Raw genomic sequence first — 21310 nt, 5'->3', positions numbered from 1 at the left:
TGGTGTCAGCAAAAAACGCTGAGAGCAAAAGATTCGTTCAGCAAAGGAAAGAACTTTATGAGTAACCGTAAATATTTTGGCACTGACGGTATCCGTGGCAAAGTGGGAAATACCCCAATTACCCCTGACTTTGTATTGAAACTTGGTTGGGCTGCGGGAAAAGTGCTGGCGCGTCATGGTTCTCGCAAAATCATTATTGGTAAAGATACCCGAATCTCAGGTTATATGTTGGAATCTGCTCTGGAGGCAGGGTTAGCCGCAGCGGGATTATCGGCATCCTTTACCGGCCCAATGCCAACACCGGCAGTGGCGTATCTGACACGGACTTTTCGTGCAGAAGCCGGCATTGTCATTTCCGCTTCCCACAACCCTTACTATGATAACGGCATTAAATTCTTCTCCATTGATGGGACTAAATTACCGGATGATGTTGAAGAAGCGATTGAAGCGGAAATGGAAAAACCTCTGACTTGTGTGGAATCTGCTGAGTTAGGACGGGCAAATCGGATAGTTGATGCAGCGGGTCGTTACATTGAATTTTGTAAAGGGACATTCCCCAGTGAACAAAGTTTAAATGGGTTGAAAATTGTTTTGGATTGCGCCAATGGTGCGACTTACCATATCGCCCCGAATGTTTTCAGAGAGCTGGGAGCGGAAGTAATTACCCTTGGTTGTGAGCCTAATGGCATCAATATCAATGAAGAATGTGGTGCAACGGATGTTCGTCTATTGCAACAGTGTGTACTGGAAGAGCAGGCTCACGTTGGTCTGGCATTTGATGGTGATGGTGACCGTATCATCATGGTTGATCATCTGGGGCAAAAAGTTGATGGCGATCAGATCCTTTATATCATTGCACGTGAAGCGTTGAGACAAGGTCAGCTACGTGGTGGTGCAGTGGGTACGTTGATGAGCAATATGGGGCTGGAGTTGGCACTGAAACAGCTTGGTATTCCATTTGAACGTGCGAAAGTTGGCGACCGCTACGTGCTGGAGAAATTGCAGGAAAAAGGCTGGCGTTTGGGGGCTGAAAATTCGGGCCATGTGATTTTGCTGGACAAAACCACAACAGGAGATGGCATTGTTGCTGGATTGCAAGTTCTGAGTGCAATAGTACGCAATAATATGAGCCTGCATGATCTGTGCAGTGGCATGAAACTTCTGCCACAAATTTTGGTTAACGTTCGCTTTGCAGGTAATGCCGATCCTCTGCAATCAGAATCAGTGCTTGAAACCGTAAAATCAGTTGAGACTGAATTAAATGGCCGTGGTCGTGTTCTGCTGCGTAAATCAGGGACAGAACCCTTGATTCGGGTCATGGTGGAAGGCGAAGATGAAGAGCAAGTCACGGTATTAGCGCATCGTATTGCTGATGCGGTGAAAAAAATAGGTTGATTTGTTGATTTTTTGCCCGAACGACGCCAGTATTTAAAATTAGTCTTGCGTGTCTAAGACGCTTTGGTTAGTATTCACACCCGCTCAATAAGTTAATTTTTCTAATTTTGTGAGCGGGTGATGCAACATAAAGTCGCTATAAAATTGTGGTAAACGCCACGAGGAAACGGGTACAACATATGTATGAAGCTCTTTTAGGTATATTCTTGCTGGTTGGTATCGGGCTAATAGCTCTGGTTCTGCTACAGCAGGGTAAAGGTGCTGATATGGGTGCTTCTTTCGGCGCGGGTGCATCTAACACGCTGTTTGGTTCATCGGGTTCCAGTAATTTTATGACCCGCATGACGGCTATTTTTGCCACGTTGTTCATTGTTATCAGTCTGATTCTTGGTAACATGACCAGCAACAAGACGGGTTCTAACAGTAAATGGGATAACCTTGTCGAACCTGTAAAAGTTGAAAAACAGGCAGAAATTCCGGCAACACCAGCAAAACCAAATAGTGATATCCCACAGTAACATTCAGTAACAGAATTGAAATAGGGTTGTTGATTTTGACGATGAGTTTAGATAACCATTAGAATAACAATCCTATAAAATCAGTGCCGAGGTGGTGAAATTGGTATACACGCTACCTTGAGGTGGTAGTGCCTAAACAACGGGCGTACGGGTTCAAGTCCCGTCCTCGGCACCAATTAATCTAGAAACTTGCGTTTTTAGTATTATCAGCGTAAGATTTGCCACGTTTTCGAACGCGGGATGGAGCAGCATGGTAGCTCGTCGGGCTCATAACCCGAAGGTCGTCGGTTCAAATCCGGCTCCCGCAACCACTTCTTAACAGCCTGTATCTTTTCAACAGTAATAATTCAGCAGCCATTGAGATATCGATCCCTGATTTGACAGGTTGCTTTGAAAAGTATAAAAAAAGAAGTAGGTTGAGACCGCTGGCAGTAAATAGGGTCCAGTTGCATAAAGCCCCGAGTGTCGGGGTTTTTTGTTATTTGACAGCAGAATTACTGGGCTAATATAGCCCTTTTTTTATGTCTTGGGGGTGGGCTTGTCCACATTAGAGCAAAAATTAACAGAGATAATTTCAGCACCCGTTGAAGCTTTGGGTTTTGAATTAGTTGGCCTGGAGTATATTCGCGCTCGTGTATCGACGTTGCGAGTCTATATTGATAGTGAGGAGGGTATCACTGTTGATAATTGTGCTGATGTTAGCCACCAGGTCAGTGCAGTGCTTGATGTTGAAGATCCGATTCCAGGGCTTTATAACTTGGAAATATCTTCACCAGGGCTTGAGCGTCCACTGTTTAAGGCTGAACATTACCAGCGTTTTATTGGTGAAAAAGTCAGTTTGGTTTTACGCATGGCAATGCAGAACCGGCGAAAATGGCAAGGTATCATCAAGGCAGTTGATGGTGAAATGATTACGGTTACGGTGGATGGAAAAGACGAAGTGTTCGCACTGAGCAACATCCAGAAAGCGAACCTGGTACCCCACTTTTAAAGTTCGGATGAGGCAACTAGGATGAATAAAGAAATTCTGGCTGTTGTGGAAGCGGTTTCTAATGAAAAATCACTCCCTCGCGAAAAAATCTTCGAAGCATTAGAGATTGCACTGGCGACAGCCACCAAGAAAAAGTATGAGCAGGAAATCGACGTCCGCGTTTGTATCGATCGTAAATCAGGTGATTTTGATACCTTCCGTCGCTGGTTAGCTGTTGACGAAGTGACTCAGCCAACGCGAGAAATCACGCTGGAAGCGGCAAAATTTGACAACCCAGAGATTGAACTGGGTGGTTATATTGAAGATCAAATTGAATCAGTGACCTTTGACCGCATTACGACTCAGACGGCAAAACAGGTTATCGTACAGAAAGTACGTGAAGCTGAACGTGCGATGGTTGTTGATCAATTCCGTGAACAGCAGGGCGAAATTGTGACCGGTCAGGTCAAAAAAATGAACCGCGAAAATATTACGTTGGATTTAGGTAATAATGCTGAAGCGGTCATTTTACGTGAAGACATGTTGCCACGGGAAAACTTCCGTCCAGGTGACCGCGTGCGCGGTGTTCTGTATGATGTTCGTCCTGAAGCGCGTGGAGCACAGCTTTTCATCACTCGTTCTCGTCCTGAGATGTTGGTTGAATTGTTCCGCATCGAAGTGCCTGAGATTGGTGAAGAGATCATTGAGATCAAAGCGGCTGCTCGTGATCCGGGTTCTCGTGCAAAGATCGCAGTGAAAACCAACGACAAGCGTATTGATCCTGTTGGCGCTTGTGTCGGTATGCGTGGTGCAAGGGTACAAGCCGTTTCCAGTGAACTGGGCGGTGAAAGAATTGACATCGTGCTGTGGGACGATAACTCTGCGCAGTTTGTCATTAATGCAATGGCTCCGGCGGATGTTGCATCTATTGTGGTTGACGAAGACAACTGCACTATGGATGTTGCCGTAGAAAATAGTAATCTTGCTCAGGCGATTGGACGTAATGGTCAGAACGTTCGTCTGGCGGCACAACTGTTGAAAAAACATCGTGGTGATGACAAATGGGAACTCAATGTCATGACTGCGGAAGAGCTACAAGCAAAACATCAGGCAGAAGCACACGCTTCTATTGATACATTTACCAAGCATCTCGACATTGATGAAGATTTCGCCACTGTATTGGTCGAGGAAGGTTTCTCTACACTGGAAGAACTGGCTTATGTGCCAATCAAAGAACTTCTGGCAGTAGAGGGCCTTGATGAAGAAACCGTTGAAGTTCTTCGTGAACGCGCTAAAGCGGCCTTGACGACGCTGGAACTGGCTCAGAAAGAGAGTCTTAGTGATCAGCAACCTGCCGAAGATTTATTGAATTTGTCTGGCATGGAGCGTACTTTGGCGTTTAACCTGGCTGCCCGTGGCATCTGCACTCTGGAAGATCTTGCCGAGCAGGGTATCGACGACTTATCTGATATCGAAGGACTGAATGATGAGAAAGCAGGAGAACTCATTATGGCAGCCCGAAATATCTGTTGGTTTGGCGATGATGCATAAATAAACTGTAGCAGGAAGGAACAGAATGACAGAGGTAACCGTAAAAATACTGGCAGAAGAGATCCAGACATCGGTGGAACGTCTCATCCAGCAATTTGCTGATGCTGGCATTCAGAAAACCGCAACTGACTCTGTTTCCCAGAAAGAAAAAGAAGCTTTGCTGGCCCATCTGAATCGCGAACAAGGCGGTTCTGGCGGTCAGCCAGGTAAAATGACATTACAGCGCAAAACGCGCAGTACACTAAACGTTCCTGGCACCGGTGGCAAAAGTAAATCGGTAGCGATTGAAGTCCGCAAAAAACGCACATATGTAAACCGCGATACCACTGAACAGGTTAACGCGGAAGAGCAGGAAAAGCGTGAAGCGGAAGAGCAGGCTCGGCGCGAGGTAGAAGAGAAGGCGCGGCTTGAGGCTGAAGCGAAAAAATTCGCGGAAGAGCAAGCTAAACGTGAAGCTGAAGAAAAGGCTAAACGTGAAGCTGTAGAGAGCGCTCGACGTGAAGCAGAAGAAAAAGCCAAACGTGAAGAGGCTAAACTGTCTCAGCGTGAGGCGGCGGAAAAAGAAAAAGTGACTAAGCAACATACCGAAATCAAGCAAAAATCAGTTCAGAATCACTCTGCTGCGCAAAGTGAAAAAGCGCGTCGTGAAGCTGAAGCTGCAAATTTAAAACGTCAAGCTGAAGAAGAAGTGCGCCGTAAGGTGGAAGAGGAGGCTAAACGTGTTGCAGAAGAAGCGCGTCGAATGGCAGAAGAGAACAAAGACAAATGGTCTTATGACTCTGAGAACAATAGTAGTGACACCAGTAGTGAGACCAATAGTGACTACCATATAACCACTTCCCGCTATGCTCGTGATGCGGAAGATGAAAATGACGCCAAAGTAGAGGGCGAACGTCGTTCCCGCTCCCGTGGTGGTAAATCCCGCCAGAAGAAGAATAATAAACATTCTGAATCGAAAGCTGATCGCGAAGAAGCGCGGGCTGTAGGTCGTACCAAAGGTAAACAACGTAAGCCGAGTACTTTACAACAGAGTTTCACGAAACCGGTAGCTGCGGTTAACCGTGACGTTGTGATTGGTGAGACAATTACTGTTGCTGAATTGGCTAACAAAATGGCCGTCAAAGGTGCCCAGGTCATTAAGACTATGATGAACATGGGAGCAATGGTCACCATCAACCAAGTGATCGATCAAGAAACCGCGCAAATGGTTGCCGAAGAAATGGGGCACAAAGTTATCCTGCGTCGTGAAAACGAACTGGAAGAAGCGCTGATGAGCGATCGTGATACGGGTGAAACACAGGCAGAATCTCGTGCGCCAGTTGTGACCATCATGGGGCACGTTGACCACGGTAAAACCTCTCTGCTGGACTATATCCGTTCCACTAAAGTGGCTTCTGGAGAGGCGGGTGGTATTACCCAGCACATTGGTGCCTATCATGTGAAAACTGAAAAAGGCATGATCACCTTTCTGGATACCCCAGGCCATGCAGCGTTTACCTCCATGCGTGCACGTGGTGCGAAAGCAACAGATATCGTTGTTCTGGTTGTAGCAGCGGATGATGGTGTGATGCCACAGACCATAGAAGCTATCCAGCATGCTAAAGCAGCCAACGTACCCGTTGTTGTTGCGGTGAACAAGATCGATAAGCCAGAAGCTGATCCGGATCGCGTGAAGAATGAATTGTCGCAATACGGTATCATTTCAGAAGAGTGGGGCGGTGAAAACCAGTTCATCAATGTGTCTGCCAAAGCTGGTATTGGTATTGATGAATTGCTGGAAGCCATTTTGCTTCAATCTGAAGTTCTTGAACTGAAAGCAGTACGCACGGGTATGGCGAACGGTGTGGTCATTGAATCCTTCCTGGATAAAGGCCGTGGCCCAGTTGCAACCATTCTGGTTCAGTCTGGTACGCTGAACAAAGGCGATATCGTTCTGTGTGGCTTCGAGTATGGCCGCATCCGTGCAATGCGTAACGAACTTGGCCGCGAAGTGACTTCGGCTGGTCCCTCTATCCCAGTGGAAATTTTGGGTCTGTCCAATGTGCCATCTGCGGGTGATGAAGCAACGGTTGTTCGTGATGAGAAAAAAGCGCGTGAAGTGGCCTTGTATCGTCAGGGTAAATTCCGCGAAGTGAAATTGGCTCGTCAGCATAAAGCTAAGTTGGAAAACATCTTCGCTAACTTAGAAGAAGGCAAGGTATCTGAACTGAACATCGTTCTGAAAACGGATGTTCAAGGGACTTGTGAAGCCATTAGTGATTCACTGCTGAAATTGTCTACTGATGAAGTTAAAGTGAAAATCATCGGTTCCGGTGTGGGTGGTATCACTGAAACCGATGCAACACTGGCAGCGGCATCTGAAGCAATTATTCTGGGCTTCAACGTTCGTGCTGATGCTTCTGCACGTCGTGTCATTGAAAACGAAAGTTTGGATCTGCGTTACTACTCCGTTATCTATAACCTGATTGATGAGATCAAACAGGCTATGAGCGGTATGCTGGCACCAGAATACAAACAGCAGATCATGGGTCTTGCCGAAGTTCGTGATGTGTTTAAATCACCGAAATTTGGTGCCGTTGCGGGTTGTATGGTGACAGAAGGTTCCATCAAGCGTAATAACCCGATCCGCGTATTGCGCGATAACATTGTCATTTACGAAGGTGAATTGGAATCCTTGCGTCGCTTTAAGGATGACGTTAACGAAGTCCGTAATGGTATGGAATGTGGTATCGGTGTGAAGAACTACAATGATGTTCGCGTTGGCGATATGATTGAAGTCTTTGAAGTGATTGAAATTAAACGCTCCATCGATTAATACCATTATTTATTAATACATTCATTCCATTCTTGGGGGGCTTTATGCCCCCCAAAATGTCAGGAGATATAACAATGGCAAGAGAATTTAGTCGTACTCAGCGCGTTGCACAGGAAATGCAAAAAGAAATTGCCATCATTTTACAGCGTGAAATCAAAGATCCCCGTATCGGAATGGCGACAGTCTCTGGTGTTGAGGTTTCCCGCGATCTGGCTTATGCCAAAGTATTTGTCACCTTTTTGAATGTGCTGGTGGATGGGCATGATTCAGATATGGTTAAAGCAGGTATCAAAGCATTGAACGAAGCCTCCGGTTTTATTCGTTCCCTGCTGGGTAAAGCGATGCGTCTGCGTATCATTCCTGAACTGACATTCTCTTATGACAGTTCTTTGGTGGAAGGGATGCGTATGTCGAATTTGGTTAGCAACGTCGTTAAAAATGATGAAAAGCGTCGCACATCTGCGGATCACAATGAGGAAAAATGATGGGGCGCCGTCGTAAAGGCCGTGCTATACACGGTGTACTGTTGCTGGATAAGCCGCAGGATATTTCCTCCAATGATGCGTTACAGAAAGTCAGACGGATTTTTAATGCCAGCAAGGCGGGTCATACTGGTGCACTGGATCCATTGGCGACAGGCATGTTGCCGATTTGTCTGGGTGAAGCGACCAAGTTTTCCCAATTCTTGCTGGATTCTGACAAACGCTATCGTGTGATTGCCCGTTTGGGGCAGCGTACGGATACGTCGGATTCACATGGCACAATCATCAGTGAACGCGACGTAAAAATCACCGCATCTCAGCTCAATGCTGCATTGGATCAATTCCGTGGTGATACCATGCAGGTTCCTTCCATGTACTCTGCATTGAAACATCAGGGAAAACCGCTATACGAATATGCCCGTCAGGGGATTGAAGTGGAGCGGGAAGCGCGTCCTATTACTGTTTATGAATTGCAATTCATTCGCTGGGAAGGGAATGAGCTGGAATTGGAGATACACTGTTCCAAGGGAACTTACATTCGTACCATCATTGATGATTTAGGGGAACTTTTGGGCTGTGGCGCACATGTCATTTATCTGCGTCGTTTACAGGTTGCCGACTATCCCAATCAAAGAATGGTCACGTTGGAACAGTTATATGCGTTAAAACAACAGGCTGAAGCTCAAGAAATAGAGGCGTGGGAATCGCTTGATCCCTTGTTGCTACCCCTGGATACCGCTGTGATTCATTTTCCTGTCATTCACGTAACCTCTGTCGTTGCGTCGTACTTCAAACAAGGCCAGCCAGTTCGCAGCAACCATAAGTTGGCTGCAGGTGAATGGGTGAGGGTGACCGAAGGAGATGAAAATAAATTCATCGGCATTGCAATGATTGATGATGGTGGATTAGTGGCTCCACGCCGTCTGGTTGTTGAAACGGAATAATGATAGCAACAGACAGACAAGGAATTTTCAGCAGATAAATTGAGTTGGGGCACAGAATGACGGTGATTGTGCTGTCTTGCGCTTCACCTATTTGCAGCGTAGAATACCGCGTCTGTACATGAGTGGCTGAATTAGAGATCGGCACTCGTTATTTTAAATTACATATTTGGAGTTATACTATGTCTCTAAGTACTGCTGCAAAAGCGCAGATTATTGCTGAATTTGGTCGCGGCGCTAACGACAGTGGTTCCAGCGAAGTTCAGATCGCATTGCTGACTGCTGACATCAACCACCTGCAAGGTCACTTTTCAGAGCACAAAAAAGATCACCACAGCCGTCGTGGTCTGCTGAGAAAGGTTGCACAGCGTCGTAAGCAACTGGACTACCTGAAGGGTAAAGATTTGGCACGCTATAGTGCTCTGATTGAGCGTCTGGGACTGCGTCGCTAATTGATGAGTTTCAGTGGAAAGGGGCCTAATTTGGCCCCTTTTCTTCTAGGAAACGGAATTGCCAGAAAACAGAATCGGAAAATTTAATCTCCTGTTTTTTGCACCGTTTCTAAAAATTAAACCTCTTTCGCTACAGTGACTCGCGCGGCTAATGAGAGTCCTCAAAGCAGTGAGCACTGTCATTAGTCGTGAGGGTGTAGCAAGAAGAGAAAATCTATTGTTGCCGATCTTTTAAGCGGTGACACTAACAAAGGAAAATTATTTTGCTTAATCCGATTGTTCGTAAATTCCAGTATGGTCAGCACACAGTGGCCATCGAAACTGGCATGATGGCTCGTCAGGCGACAGCAGCCGTTATGGTCAATATGGATGACACAGCGGTATTTGTCACCGTTGTTGGTCAAAAGAAAGTCAAAACAGGTCAGGATTTCTTCCCTCTGACCGTTAACTATCAGGAGCGCACTTACGCTGCTGGCCGTATTCCGGGAAGTTTCTTTCGCCGCGAAGGCCGTCCGGGTGAAGGTGAAACATTAGTTGCCCGTCTTATCGACCGCCCTCTACGCCCTCTGTTTCCAGAAGGTTTCCTGAATGAAGTTCAAATCATCGCAACAGTCGTTTCTGTTAACCCACAAATAAACCCTGATATCGTTGCCATGATCGGCTCTTCTGCTGCACTGGCTTTGTCTGGCATCCCATTCAATGGCCCAATTGGTGCTGCGCGTGTGGGTTACATTAACGATCAATACGTACTGAACCCAACCAGTGATGAGCTGAAACACAGCCGTCTGGATCTGGTCGTTGCAGGTACAAATAACGCGGTGCTGATGGTTGAGTCCGAAGCCGAGCTGCTGACTGAAGAGCAAATGTTGGGTGCTGTTGTGTTTGGTCACGAGCAACAACAGATTGTGATTGATAATATCAATGCACTGGTTGCTGAAGCAGGCAAAGAGAAATGGAATTGGGCACCAGAGCTGATTAATCAGCCTCTGCACGATCGGGTTGCAGAATTGGCTGAAACCCGTCTGGGTGATGCTTATCGCATTACTGAGAAGCAGGAGCGTTATGCTCAGGTTAATAGCATCAAAGAAGAAGTCACTGCGGTTATCCTGGCTGAATTTGCAGAAAAAGGCGTTGAGCTGGATGAAACCGAAGTTTTTGACGTTCTCGCTGCTCTGGAGAAAAATGTTGTTCGTAGCCGTGTTCTGCGTGGTGAACCGCGTATTGATGGCCGTGAAAAAGACATGGTTCGTGCTCTGGACGTTCGCACAGGTGTGCTGCCACGTACTCATGGTTCATCCCTGTTTACTCGTGGTGAAACGCAGGCACTGGTGACTGCAACACTGGGCACAGAGCGCGATGCCCAAGTGATCGATGAGCTGATGGGTGAGCGTACAGATCGCTTCCTGTTCCACTATAACTTCCCTCCGTATTCTGTTGGTGAAACTGGCATGGTCGGTTCACCAAAACGCCGTGAAATTGGTCATGGTCGTCTGGCGAAACGTGGTGTATTGGCTGTGATGCCAGGCATCAACGAATTCCCATATACCGTTCGCGTGGTATCTGAAATCACTGAATCCAACGGTTCTTCCTCTATGGCTTCTGTCTGTGGTGCATCACTGGCATTGATGGATGCGGGTGTACCCGTTAAGGCCGCCGTTGCGGGTATCGCAATGGGTCTGGTGAAAGAAGGGGAAAACTTTGTTGTTCTGTCTGACATTTTGGGTGATGAAGATCATCTGGGCGACATGGACTTTAAAGTTGCGGGTAGCCGAGATGGTATCAGCGCCTTGCAAATGGACATCAAAATCGAAGGCATTACCCGTGAAATCATGCAGATTGCTCTGAATCAGGCTAAAGGTGCCCGTTTGCACATTCTGAGTGTGATGGAACAGGCAATTCACAGCCCACGCAATGATATTTCTGAATTTGCACCACGTATCCACACTATCAAGATCAATCCAGACAAGATCAAAGATGTGATTGGTAAAGGGGGTTCCGTGATCCGCGCATTGACGGAAGAAACAGGGACTACCATTGAGATTGAAGACGATGGCACAGTGAAGATTGCGGCGATTGACGGTGACAAAGCACGTCATGCTATCAGACGTATCGAAGAAATCACTGCGGAAGTTGAAGTCGGTCGTATTTATGCTGGTAAAGTGACCCGCATTGTTGATTTTGGTGCATTTGTTGCTATCGGCGGTGGTAAAGAAGGGCTGGTACACATTTCTCAGATTGCCGAAAAACGTGTAGAGAAAGTCACTGATTATCTGCAACTTGGGCAAGAAGTGCCGGTGAAAGTGCTGGAAATTGACCGTCAGGGACGTATCCGCCTGAGCATGAAAGAAGCTGTGATTACAACTGATGCGGAACTGCAATCACCGGAATCATCAGTAGAATAAATTTGACGTAAAGAGCGGCGTCCTGTAAAAAGGGCGCCGTTTATCTCAATAAATTTCGAGTTATTGTTCGTAGTATATTGTTCACAGTAGCCTGGCAATAGTTTGAAAGGTGATGAGAAGAAGTCAATTTTGGGCAGGAAGCCTGAAATATACAATGTGGGTGGAGTAATAGGGCATTCTGATTGATGTCTGGCTTCGGGAGTGGGAAATGAATTCTTTTCTGCGCTGGTGTTATGTTGCGGCTATTTTTCTCCTTGTGGGATGTAGCGGCACTGGGTGGCGTAAAAATGAAGTTATTGCTATTCCATTACAACCGACATTGCAACAGGAGGTTATTCTGGCTCGCATGGAGCAAATACTGGCGAGTCGGTCACTGACAGAGGATGAATACGCACAGCTTTTATATGAACGCGGTGTGCTGTATGATAGCCTCGGGTTGAGGGCACTGGCGCAGAATGATTTTTCAGTGGCTTTGTCTATCCGCCCTGATATTCCTGAGATTTTTAATTATCTGGGAATTTATTTTACGCAGGCAGGCAATTTTGATTCTGCCTATGAAGCGTTTGATTCTGTTTTAGAGCTTGATCCAACTTACAACTACGCGCGAATGAATCGCGGCATTTCACTGTATTACGGTGGCCGCTATCGATTGGCGCAGGATGATCTGCAGGCGTTTTATCAAGACGATCCAAATGACCCCTTCCGTTCGTTGTGGTTGTACCTTGTGGAAGATAAAATTGATCCTAAGGTTGCAATGACGAATTTGTCGTACCATTTTGACAAAGCGAAGCGGGGGAGATGGGGCTGGAATATTGTTGAATTCTATTTAGGCAAAATCGGTGAAAAAACATTGATGGAACGCTTAAAACAGGGTTCAACAGATAACACTTCGCTCGCTGAGCATCTCAGTGAAACTGACTTCTATTTAGGTAAACATTACCTAAGTCTGGGGGATGAGGATAACGCAACTGCGTTATTCAAGCTGACGGTGGCTAACAATGTGCATAACTTTGTTGAGCACCGCTACGCATTGTTGGAATTGGCGCTATTGGGCCAAAAACAAGATGATTTATCGGAATCGAACCAACAATAGCTGACGAACATTTTCACGACAGATTTTAAAGTCCACATCTCTGGAGATGGGGGCTTGTTTGTTCGTTTAATAACATAATTTGAGCCAGTTCACATTTTAAATGAAAATGACAGAAATTCTTTTCACTGTGTTATGTAGACTGGCCGCCACGATTAATGAGGCACCATTACATGACCACTGAGACTGAAATCTCTTTTGCTGATTTAGGTTTATCAGCACCTATCCTTTCTGCGTTGGGAGACCTGGGCTATGAGAAGCCTTCTCCTATTCAACAACAATGTATCCCTCACTTGTTGAGCGGCCGTGATGTGCTTGGCATGGCACAGACAGGCAGTGGTAAGACCGCTGCTTTCAGCTTGCCTTTATTGAATAACATAGATGCTGAACTTAAAGCGCCACAAATTCTTGTGTTAGCGCCAACCCGTGAACTGGCGGTGCAGGTTGCTGAAGCGTGTTCAGATTTTTCCAAACATATGCGCAACGTGAATGTTGTTGCACTTTACGGTGGGCAGCGTTATGACGTTCAGTTACGCGCCTTGCGTCAGGGACCACAAGTTGTGGTGGGAACACCGGGACGTTTGCTTGACCATCTGAAACGTGGAACATTGGATCTGTCCAACCTGAAAGGTTTGGTCTTAGATGAAGCTGACGAAATGTTGCGTATGGGCTTTATCGAAGATGTTGAAAACATCATGAGCCAGATCCCTGCTGAACATCAAACCGCACTGTTCTCCGCGACAATGCCAGAAGCGATCCGCCGCATCACTCGTCGTTTCATGAATGATCCACAGGAAGTTCGTATTCAGAGCAGTGTCACAAACCGTCCTGACATTAGCCAAAGCTACTGGTCTGTTTACGGTATGCGCAAAAATGAAGCGTTGGTGCGTTTCCTTGAAGCGGAAGATTTTGATGCTGCGATTATTTTCGTGCGTACCAAGAATGCAACGCTGGAAGTTGCAGAAACGCTGGAGCGTAACGGCTACAACTCTGCGGCACTGAATGGTGACATGAACCAGGCTCTGCGTGAACAGACACTGGAGCGCCTGAAAAATGGCCGTTTGGATATTCTGATTGCGACTGATGTAGCTGCTCGTGGTCTGGATGTTGATCGCATTAGCCTGGTGGTTAACTACGACATCCCAATGGATGCAGAATCTTATGTACACCGTATCGGTCGTACTGGTCGTGCTGGCCGTGCGGGGCGTGCCCTGTTGTTTGTTGAAAACCGCGAACGTCGCTTGTTGCGTAACGTTGAACGCACCATGAAACTGACCATCCCGGAAGTTGAACTGCCAAACGCAGAACTTCTGAGCCAGCGTCGTCTGGAGAAATTTGCGGCCAATGTTCAGAATCAACTGGAAAGCAGCGATCTGGAACAGTATCGCGCATTGTTGTCTAAGCTGGGTACTGGCGATGAGCTGGATATGGAAACACTGGCAGCAGCCCTGCTGAAAATGGCACAAGGTGAGCGCTCACTTATTCTGCCACCTGATCCAGTGCGTCGTCCTCGCCGTGAATTCAACGAGCGTGATGACCGTCGTCGCAATAGCAATAGCAATAGCAATGGTAGCGGATTTGGTGAGCGTGACAGAGGTGATCGTCCTCGTCGTGAGCGTCGAGACGTGGGTGATATGGAACTGTATCGCATTGAAGTTGGCCGTGATGATGGTGTTGAAGTTCGCCATATTGTGGGCGCAATTGCAAACGAAGGTGATATCAGCAGCCGTTATATCGGTAATATCAAACTGTTTGCAACCCACTCTACGATTGAGCTGCCAAAAGGCATGCCAGGAGAGTTGCTGTCTCACTTCACTCGTACTCGTATTTTGAACAAACCACTGAATATGCAGTTGATGGGAGATGCGCAACCCTTTGAACGCCGTGAGCGTCGTGGTGGCCGCAATGGTAACGGTGGCAATGCTGGCAATGGCCCACGCCGTGATCGTGATGGTTCCGCTAATAACGGTGGTCGTCGTTTTAACAACGAACGTCGTGGTAGTGGTGGTGAGCGTGGTTCGTTCCGCGGTCGCAGTAACGATGATTCCAATGGTGGTGCACCACGCCGTCGCCAAAGCAATGGTAATGTATAAGCAAGCATGCGTCTCTGATTGACGTGCTTGATTTATCGTTGCGTTGAAAATATCGCAATGATGACGTAAATAAAGCCCTTTCTCTTAATGGAGAAAGGGCTTTTGCTATTTATCTTTCTGAGTTTATTAAATACTATACGTCGCATGAAATGATGCCCTAAGCCGCGATCAATTTAACCCCAATTCTTCTTTAAGCGGTTTCAAATAACGACGACTAACCGGAATACGCTCGTCATTGCTCAGTACCAGCTCTGCCTGCCCATTTTCGCCAAAAACAATTTCCCGTAACTGGGTCATGTTGACTAAATACTGGCGATGGCAACGGGTGAGTGAAGTGCGGGTTTCCAGCGTTCGCAGGGTTAACTCGGTAAATCCTTCCTGTCCGCTGGCACTCATGACATAGACACCACTCAGGCGGGAAGAGACATACAGAACATCATCCAATGGCATCAACCAGATTCGGCTATGCCCGGTACAGGGAATATATTTCAGCTGTTCATCTTCACGTTGAAGATCTGCCGGATTTTGCTTTTGATAGCCAGCACGCAGTCGTTGCAGCGTCTTACTCAGGCGTTCTTTTTCCAGCGGTTTCAATAAATAATCGAAAGCATGTTCTTCAAAGGCTTGCACCGCATATTCATCAAATGCCGTCAGAAAAACAATGTAAGGGCGATGCGCTGGATCGAGCATACCTACCATTTCCAGCCCGGTAATACGGGGCATTTGAATATCGAGGAAAACAACATCGGGTTTCAGGCGATGGATAGCACCAATCGCTTCTACTGCATTGGCACATTCACCAATAATTTGGATATCCGTTTCCTCTTCTAGCAGACAACGTAGATTTTCACGTGCCAATGGCTCATCATCAACAATCAATATATGCATATTTACGTCGCTTTTTTAGCCTGTTTTTTTTCTAATGGTAAACACAAAATGGCACGGGTAAATTCTTCTGGCTGACAATCAACTCTCACCCCATACTGTTTACCATAACGAAGCCGTAGCCGTTTATCTACCAGACTCATCCCAAGACCATCATCCCCCACTTTTCTGGGGCAATACAGCCCGGCATTATCTTCAATCTCTACCAATAGCAACTGTTCTTCTTGATAGGCTCTAATCGTAACTCTTCCCGTCTCCAGTAACTGTGATGTGCCATGTTTAATGGCATTTTCTACCATCGGTTGGAGGGAAAAAGCCGGTAACCGTGCATTGCGCAGGGATTCCGGTATCTCAATGGCAATCTGGAGGTGATCACGGAAACGGGCTTTCTCAATTTGTAAGTAAGCGTTTACATGCTTTATCTCATTTTCCAGCGTGGCAATATCTTCAGATCGCTTTAAATTCTTACGGAAAAATGTTGAGAGATACTGCACAAGCTGGCCTGCCTGCTGGCTATCCCGACGGATAACCGCTTGCAGTGTATTTAAGGCATTAAATAAAAAGTGAGGATTCACTTGTGCGTGAAGGAGCTTTACTTCTGATTGCAGCAAAGATTGCTTATTCCGTTCATACTGTCCGGCAAGAATTTGGGCAGAGAGCAGGCTGGCAATTCCCTCGCCTAATGTACGATTGATGGAACTGAACAGACGATTCTTGGCTTCGTAGAGTTTGATCGTACCAATAACTTGTTGGTTCTCTCCCCGTAACGGGATAACCAGTGCGGAGCCAAGTTTGCAGGTTGGGCTGAGGGAACAGCAATAAGGTGTTTCATTGCCATCGGCATACACAACCTCATTATTCTCGATAGCGCGATGAGATTGTCTGGAAGCGATGGGAGTACCGGCTAAATGGTGATCCGAACCGATACCGATAAACGCGAGTAACTTTTCTCTATCCGTAATTGCGACAGCCCCGATCTCCAACTCCTGATAGATCACTTTTGCCACGCGCATACTGTTATCTTCATTAAATCCCTTACGCAAGATACCCTCGGTACAGACCGCAATTTTTAGCGCTTGGGCAGAAAAAGCGCTGGTATATTTTTCGAAAATGGCGCGCCTGTCCAATAAGATGCGGATAAACATGGCCGCCCCGATACTATTAGCGATGATCATGGGAGCGGCGATATCTTTCACCAAACTCAGGGCCTCACTGAAAGGAGTGGCAAGCAGTAGGATAATGCCCATTTGAGTGCATTCAGCAAGGAAAGTAACGATGGCCGCCGTCCAGGGGTTCAATAATTTATTGATCTGTCCTTTTTTCATCAGATAAATATGTACAAGGCCACCCAGTATGCCTTCTACAATGGTGGATACCATACAGCTAAATGCGGTCATTCCGCCAAGAGAATAGCGGTGCAGGCCTCCAGTGAATCCGACCATCGCCCCTACAGTAGGTCCGCCGAGAAAGCCTCCCAATACTGCACCAATCGCGCGGGTATTGGCGATCGAATCGTTAATATGCAGCCCAAAATAGGTTCCCATAATGCAAAAGATGGAAAAAATCACGTAACACATCAGCTTATGAGGTAAACGGACCGTCACTTGCAACAAGGGAATAAACAGAGGGGTTTTACTCAGGAGCCAAGCGATCACCAGATAGACACACATCTGCTGAAGTAATAACAACACCAGGTTAAATTCGTACATATATTTTCGTTTTGTGATTAATAATGTGTGATTAATAACGATAAAAAATTTAAGGCGCTATTATCAAAGGTGGGATTTAACACCGTCAATAGGTGTTGGCAGGATAATGCATTTACAGGAATAGGAAAGCATTATCCGCCCACATGGGGCGGATTTTGGGACAAGCAATAAAAATGAGTGATAAATCGCGTTACTCCACACAAATGACGTAATCATAGACTGCTTTATCATCGATAATATGTGCAAATCCTTCGTCGATATTTACGGCATAATGTCCATCGTTCCCTTCATCATCTTTTCCTGGTGTGGCTGAACGATAGGAGCGATGTTCGGGCCAACCGAATTGTTCATACATGGCATTGTTTGGATGTGCTCGGTACAAGGCTAGTAAATCGTCTTTTGTTGGCAACTTATTGTGCATTTCGTTGCAATACAAAGTGGCTCCTTCTGCACGACGGCGCGGCCAGACTTCACCCCCTTCGGAATATTCGATCCCTGTGATTAAATGCTGTGCTGCGAGTTCCGCTTTCAATAGAGGGCGTTTAAAGACAAGACCATTTTCGGCCACGGCGGTATCAGGCATATGTCCCCAAAAATTCGCTACGGGAACGTCCGGGCTGGTAACCACAGTAAAAATGACCTCTTTAGTTTGTGAGGCAGCAGTCCCGTCCACGGAGATAGACAATATTGTCTTCACACCAATCCCGTTTGGATCGGTCACTGTAAGAGACAAGATACCTTGATCATCCGTGACACCTTGGTACACACCTGATTTGCCACTCAGTAGGGCCGTGACTTTCTCACTAATATTCTGGCGATTCAGTGCTTTCATGGCGTTAACTCTGACGGCGACATTTCGGGCTGGCTTCCCCTGATTTAGTGTTTGGATTTTCAGCCTGATGGGTTCTTGTTTCTTAACCTTATCAGCATTCACCGTAATCACCATTTTATCGGCCAGCCCTCTGACAGTACCGCCTTCTCCACCATCATGAGTCTGGTTGCCTTGTGCGGCACTCATGCTGGTATCAACACGTTGTGTATTTCCGGTAAGTTTTTTCGCATTTTGTGCCTGTACGACAACTTCTTTCACCGTACCTGCATCTGCCGGGGTCAATATATAGTCAGGAACCTTGCCCGATTTTGTGATTATCTGACCTTTGGTAATGTCAATATTGCCTTTATTGCCCCACATGTAGCGTGATTCATCTGTTTTGTCACCATCATTAGGATTAAAGGTATAGGTTGCGCTTAATGTCCCCCCTATCTCTAATTTACCAAAGAGAATCAAATTTCTGACGATTGGCGCACTCGGATGTACGAACAGGATCTCGGCGGGTTTGATCGTAATACCATCCACTTCTGGTGTGATTTTCAGTGCACCAATCTTTTCGCCGGCAGTCAGCCGGGATTCATAGACACCTGGCTGAACTTCTTTCATTTTGTCGATCTTAGGAGCATTGCCATCCCCACTTAATCCGCTTGAGACCAATTTGATCTCTGAGGCAACGCCACGGACAGGTTTGTCATCCTTATCTTTCAGGGTTAATGTCAGGAGGGTAGTGGCATGACCGTCAGCCAATAGCTCTTTATCTTTGGCCGAGAAGGTGGATTTATTGGCATTCACGACAGCAGGAAGCACTTGTACCTTCATTTCGGCCCGTTTGGATGTATTACCGTGCTCATCGTAAGCAATGGCGCCCACTGCGTAGGTATTGTTACCTTGGGTTCGATATTTTGGTAAGGTCAACAGATAGAGTGTCCCATTTTGATGTTGGATCTTACCGCCATTGGCAAAAAAGTCGGCGGCATTCCACTCGATATCTTTAAACCCATATTTGCTGTCAACCGTGATATGGAGAGGTTTGGTCTCCCTCGCATGACCAATAATCAGGTTATCTATTGCCAGAGCGATCACTTCACGTTTGCGATATTCCAAAACGATCTGATTGTTGCGATCAACCAAAGCATAGCGGCTGCCTTGCAGAGAACGCTTAAACGCCACCGCATCGGGATCAATCTGTTTAGCCCACGGCGTACCAATTTCATAGCTCAGTGCGATATTGAACTGGGTTTCCCCTCCCCCAGACATCTCTTGTTTACGGTCAATACCGAAAGTCAGCAATGGGACAGGCGTATAATTAACCCCAAAAGTGAAGGCAGCCGGATCTTTCTTGCGATGGTCTTTACTAATGAGTCCGACTTCATCCCCGAAGTATTGTTCATAGATCAACTTACCACCGAGTTGTGGTAAAGCAGGCAAATAACCTTGTACTTTCAGGTCGAAGCCATTGGCCGGACGTTCATCATAATCGGTCAACAGGCGAGATTCTTTCCAGTTACTTAACCGAATATAGCTGTTAGCCGCCAGCTTTAGGTAATTGCGGGCATATTCTGCGCCAAGGCCGAGTCGGCTATTATCGCCAGTGATATCGTGATCAAAGAAGGTATTGTAGCCCAGCATCCAATCATCAAAAAAATGGCGTTGTCCAAATCCAATATTGGCTGTGTTACGACTATCGATATGGCGCAGGCCGAATTGGGTAAAGGCCATCCGATGGGAGGTATCATACAGTGGCAATAACATATCAAATTGGCTGTCATTCAAATGGCCATGATTATCCATACTAAGCTGCACGCGTGCAGTGCCGTAGCGTTCTAACCAATTTTGAATTTTCTGACTGGCTTCTCCCATTGCCAGACTGCTTAATTGACTTGTTGCATTACTCTTCATGTTGTCACTCGCCAGTAACTGGCCAATGCGAGAAGAAATCTCAGCCAGATGGCTGGCATTTTTGTCTGTAATCGCCGTCTGGTCTTCTGTGATCAGGGCTTTGCCTGGTGAGGGGTTTTCTAATGAGGAGTGTTCTGATGAAGATGGTGTTAATAAAGGCCGTTCTAATGAGGTGTAATTAAAAGGAAGAAATTTATTTTTTCTGGGTTTTGGAACATCAATTTCACTATTAACACCGAGTGCGGTGAAAGGCTTATCAAAATTGCGCAATGGGTTGATTTTTTTCAAATCAGAGATTGTTAAACCATAACGTTTAGCGACGATACTGACAGTTTCCCCTGGTTTCAGGACATAAGGCTCTGTTGGTAAAAGCCATTTTTCATTTTGAAAAGTTGGATGGGTTTGGGCGACAACGATAGCGGGGGTGAATGCAACAGCAACTGGAAATGCAAGTTGAGTGACAATATTTATCCAGGTTACACGTTTCATCAAATTTTGCTGATCTTGTAACCACGGCTGCTCGGATTTTTTGTTCATATCTATAGACCTGTAACAATAAAAAATACCATGCATGTAGTAGCCAGCAATAATCCTATCCATTTCAGGATATTATCTTCTATTTACTGTCTACCATGAGTCATGTTAATCAGGGGAAAACGCCATAGAGTACACAATAAAGGAGTACCAACACGGCATAGCCTGATTTGAAATATCGTTAAAAGAGTTAATAAACACTACGTAAAGGTTTACAATCAGATTATTGATCTGTTGTTTTTTCTTTATGCGAGTTTTTATTCCAGCATAAAATCATTTTTTGATCAATATAACTTTTATTCCCGATTATTCTGATGTTTACCCCCTTTTTTATTTAAATAATTAAGTAAAAGTAAAGAGTTATCATTTTATTTTATATTATCTTAATGTTTATTCTCAGATTAAAAATAAGGTAAGAATAAAGCATAAGATAATTTGACGGGTTAGCTGTTTGTTTTTCTCTTTAGTCATAAAATTAAATAGATGGACTATTATTAAAATGAATATCTGTCGATAGCCTCTGATGAGAGAAAATAGCGTTTTTTTATTTTTCTATATTAATATATGAGAGTTTATAATTTTAATTATAATGTGTAGTTTTATTGCTTAATTAATTTCTGTTTTCCGCTATTTTTTTATTATCTTTTTTTCATTATCCATATTTTTCATGGGGGAAAAAGGATGATAGAGATTAATCAATCTTCTTTATTATTTTAATTAATATAAAATAAACTAAACTAAA

General features: G+C 45.7%; 14 protein-coding genes and 2 tRNA genes. 13 read left to right on the top strand and 3 right to left on the bottom strand.

The genetic code is table 11. From position 1 onward, the window contains the following. Nucleotides 1-57 precede the first annotated feature (57 nt). The 13 genes from glmM to AAY47_RS00150 all read left to right on the top strand — a co-directional run bounded on the left by glmM (nucleotide 58) and on the right by AAY47_RS00150 (nucleotide 14709). The gene (gene glmM, locus AAY47_RS00215; protein WP_047766246.1) at nucleotides 58-1395 is read left to right on the top strand and encodes a phosphoglucosamine mutase; all 1338 of its coding nucleotides are present in this window, start codon (nucleotides 58-60) and stop codon (nucleotides 1393-1395) included. A 179-nt stretch (nucleotides 1396-1574) separates the two neighbouring features. After that, on the top strand, nucleotides 1575-1913 hold the full coding sequence (gene secG / locus AAY47_RS00210; protein WP_047766245.1) for a preprotein translocase subunit SecG: 339 nt from the start codon (nucleotides 1575-1577) through the stop codon (nucleotides 1911-1913). Nucleotides 1914-1998: 85 nt separating this feature from the next. Beyond that, nucleotides 1999-2088 (top strand) — tRNA-Leu (locus AAY47_RS00205). A 59-nt stretch (nucleotides 2089-2147) separates the two neighbouring features. Next, nucleotides 2148-2224: transfer RNA gene (locus AAY47_RS00200), tRNA-Met, on the top strand. Nucleotides 2225-2451: 227 nt separating this feature from the next. Continuing rightward, nucleotides 2452-2904 carry a ribosome maturation factor RimP gene (rimP, locus tag AAY47_RS00190; protein ID WP_047766243.1) on the top strand — a complete coding sequence of 151 codons (453 nt, stop codon included), beginning with the start codon at nucleotides 2452-2454 and terminating at the stop codon, nucleotides 2902-2904. A gap of 21 nt (nucleotides 2905-2925) precedes the next feature. After that, nucleotides 2926-4434 (top strand): transcription termination factor NusA, encoded by a 1509-nt coding sequence (nusA, locus tag AAY47_RS00185; RefSeq protein WP_047766242.1) that lies wholly within the window; start codon nucleotides 2926-2928, stop codon nucleotides 4432-4434. Nucleotides 4435-4459: 25 nt separating this feature from the next. After that, nucleotides 4460-7249 (top strand): translation initiation factor IF-2, encoded by a 2790-nt coding sequence (infB, locus tag AAY47_RS00180; protein WP_047766241.1) that lies wholly within the window; start codon nucleotides 4460-4462, stop codon nucleotides 7247-7249. Nucleotides 7250-7323: 74 nt separating this feature from the next. Continuing rightward, nucleotides 7324-7734 carry a 30S ribosome-binding factor RbfA gene (gene rbfA / locus AAY47_RS00175; protein ID WP_047766240.1) on the top strand — a complete coding sequence of 137 codons (411 nt, stop codon included), beginning with the start codon at nucleotides 7324-7326 and terminating at the stop codon, nucleotides 7732-7734. Next, complete coding sequence (gene truB / locus AAY47_RS00170; protein WP_047766239.1) at nucleotides 7734-8675, top strand: tRNA pseudouridine(55) synthase TruB; 942 nt, start codon at nucleotides 7734-7736, stop codon at nucleotides 8673-8675. Before rbfA ends, truB begins: the two co-directional genes overlap by 1 nt. 179 nt (nucleotides 8676-8854) lie before the next feature. Further along, the gene (rpsO, locus tag AAY47_RS00165; RefSeq protein WP_047766238.1) at nucleotides 8855-9124 is read left to right on the top strand and encodes a 30S ribosomal protein S15; all 270 of its coding nucleotides are present in this window, start codon (nucleotides 8855-8857) and stop codon (nucleotides 9122-9124) included. 263 nt (nucleotides 9125-9387) lie between these two features. Further along, a complete protein-coding gene (pnp, locus tag AAY47_RS00160) occupies nucleotides 9388-11526 on the top strand; it encodes a polyribonucleotide nucleotidyltransferase (protein ID WP_047766237.1) in 2139 nt (712 codons plus the stop codon). 208 nt (nucleotides 11527-11734) lie between these two features. Beyond that, a complete protein-coding gene (gene nlpI, locus AAY47_RS00155; protein ID WP_047766236.1) occupies nucleotides 11735-12619 on the top strand; it encodes a lipoprotein NlpI in 885 nt (294 codons plus the stop codon). A gap of 170 nt (nucleotides 12620-12789) precedes the next feature. After that, on the top strand, nucleotides 12790-14709 hold the full coding sequence (locus tag AAY47_RS00150) for a DEAD/DEAH family ATP-dependent RNA helicase (protein WP_047766235.1): 1920 nt from the start codon (nucleotides 12790-12792) through the stop codon (nucleotides 14707-14709). A gap of 168 nt (nucleotides 14710-14877) precedes the next feature. On the opposite strand, the gene btsR is transcribed toward AAY47_RS00150, so the two are convergent. The 3 genes from btsR to AAY47_RS00135 all read right to left on the bottom strand — a co-directional run bounded on the left by btsR (nucleotide 14878) and on the right by AAY47_RS00135 (nucleotide 20571). Then, nucleotides 14878-15597: a two-component system response regulator BtsR gene (gene btsR / locus AAY47_RS00145; RefSeq protein ID WP_047766234.1), complete on the bottom strand. Its 720-nt coding sequence runs from the start codon at nucleotides 15595-15597 to the stop codon at nucleotides 14878-14880. Nucleotides 15598-15599: 2 nt separating this feature from the next. Continuing rightward, nucleotides 15600-17303, bottom strand: a complete 1704-nt coding sequence (locus AAY47_RS00140; RefSeq protein ID WP_047766233.1) for a sensor histidine kinase — start codon at nucleotides 17301-17303, stop codon at nucleotides 15600-15602. Nucleotides 17304-17493: 190 nt separating this feature from the next. Further along, nucleotides 17494-20571, bottom strand: coding sequence for an inverse autotransporter beta domain-containing protein (locus AAY47_RS00135; protein WP_047766232.1), 3078 nt, complete (start codon nucleotides 20569-20571; stop codon nucleotides 17494-17496). Nucleotides 20572-21310 lie beyond the last annotated feature (739 nt).

It is taken from the genome of Xenorhabdus griffiniae, from assembly GCF_001028135.1.
GTDB lineage: Bacteria > Pseudomonadota > Gammaproteobacteria > Enterobacterales > Enterobacteriaceae > Xenorhabdus > Xenorhabdus bakwenae.
This window is presented reverse-complemented; position numbering and strand designations above follow the sequence as displayed.

Bases quoted from the DNA above. Each gene is read 5' to 3' on its own strand.
- glmM (WP_047766246.1), top strand. From the start codon at position 58: ATGAGTAACCGTAAATATTTTGGCACTGACGGTATCCGTGGCAAAGTG.
- secG (WP_047766245.1), top strand. From the start codon at position 1,575: ATGTATGAAGCTCTTTTAGGTATATTCTTGCTGGTTGGTATCGGGCTA.
- nusA (WP_047766242.1), top strand. From the start codon at position 2,926: ATGAATAAAGAAATTCTGGCTGTTGTGGAAGCGGTTTCTAATGAAAAA.
- infB (WP_047766241.1), top strand. From the start codon at position 4,460: ATGACAGAGGTAACCGTAAAAATACTGGCAGAAGAGATCCAGACATCG.
- rbfA (WP_047766240.1), top strand. From the start codon at position 7,324: ATGGCAAGAGAATTTAGTCGTACTCAGCGCGTTGCACAGGAAATGCAA.
- truB (WP_047766239.1), top strand. From the start codon at position 7,734: ATGGGGCGCCGTCGTAAAGGCCGTGCTATACACGGTGTACTGTTGCTG.
- rpsO (WP_047766238.1), top strand. From the start codon at position 8,855: ATGTCTCTAAGTACTGCTGCAAAAGCGCAGATTATTGCTGAATTTGGT.
- nlpI (WP_047766236.1), top strand. From the start codon at position 11,735: ATGAATTCTTTTCTGCGCTGGTGTTATGTTGCGGCTATTTTTCTCCTT.
- AAY47_RS00150 (WP_047766235.1), top strand. From the start codon at position 12,790: ATGACCACTGAGACTGAAATCTCTTTTGCTGATTTAGGTTTATCAGCA.
- btsR (WP_047766234.1), bottom strand. From the start codon at position 15,597: ATGCATATATTGATTGTTGATGATGAGCCATTGGCACGTGAAAATCTA.
- AAY47_RS00140 (WP_047766233.1), bottom strand. From the start codon at position 17,303: ATGTACGAATTTAACCTGGTGTTGTTATTACTTCAGCAGATGTGTGTC.
- AAY47_RS00135 (WP_047766232.1), bottom strand. From the start codon at position 20,571: ATGAACAAAAAATCCGAGCAGCCGTGGTTACAAGATCAGCAAAATTTG.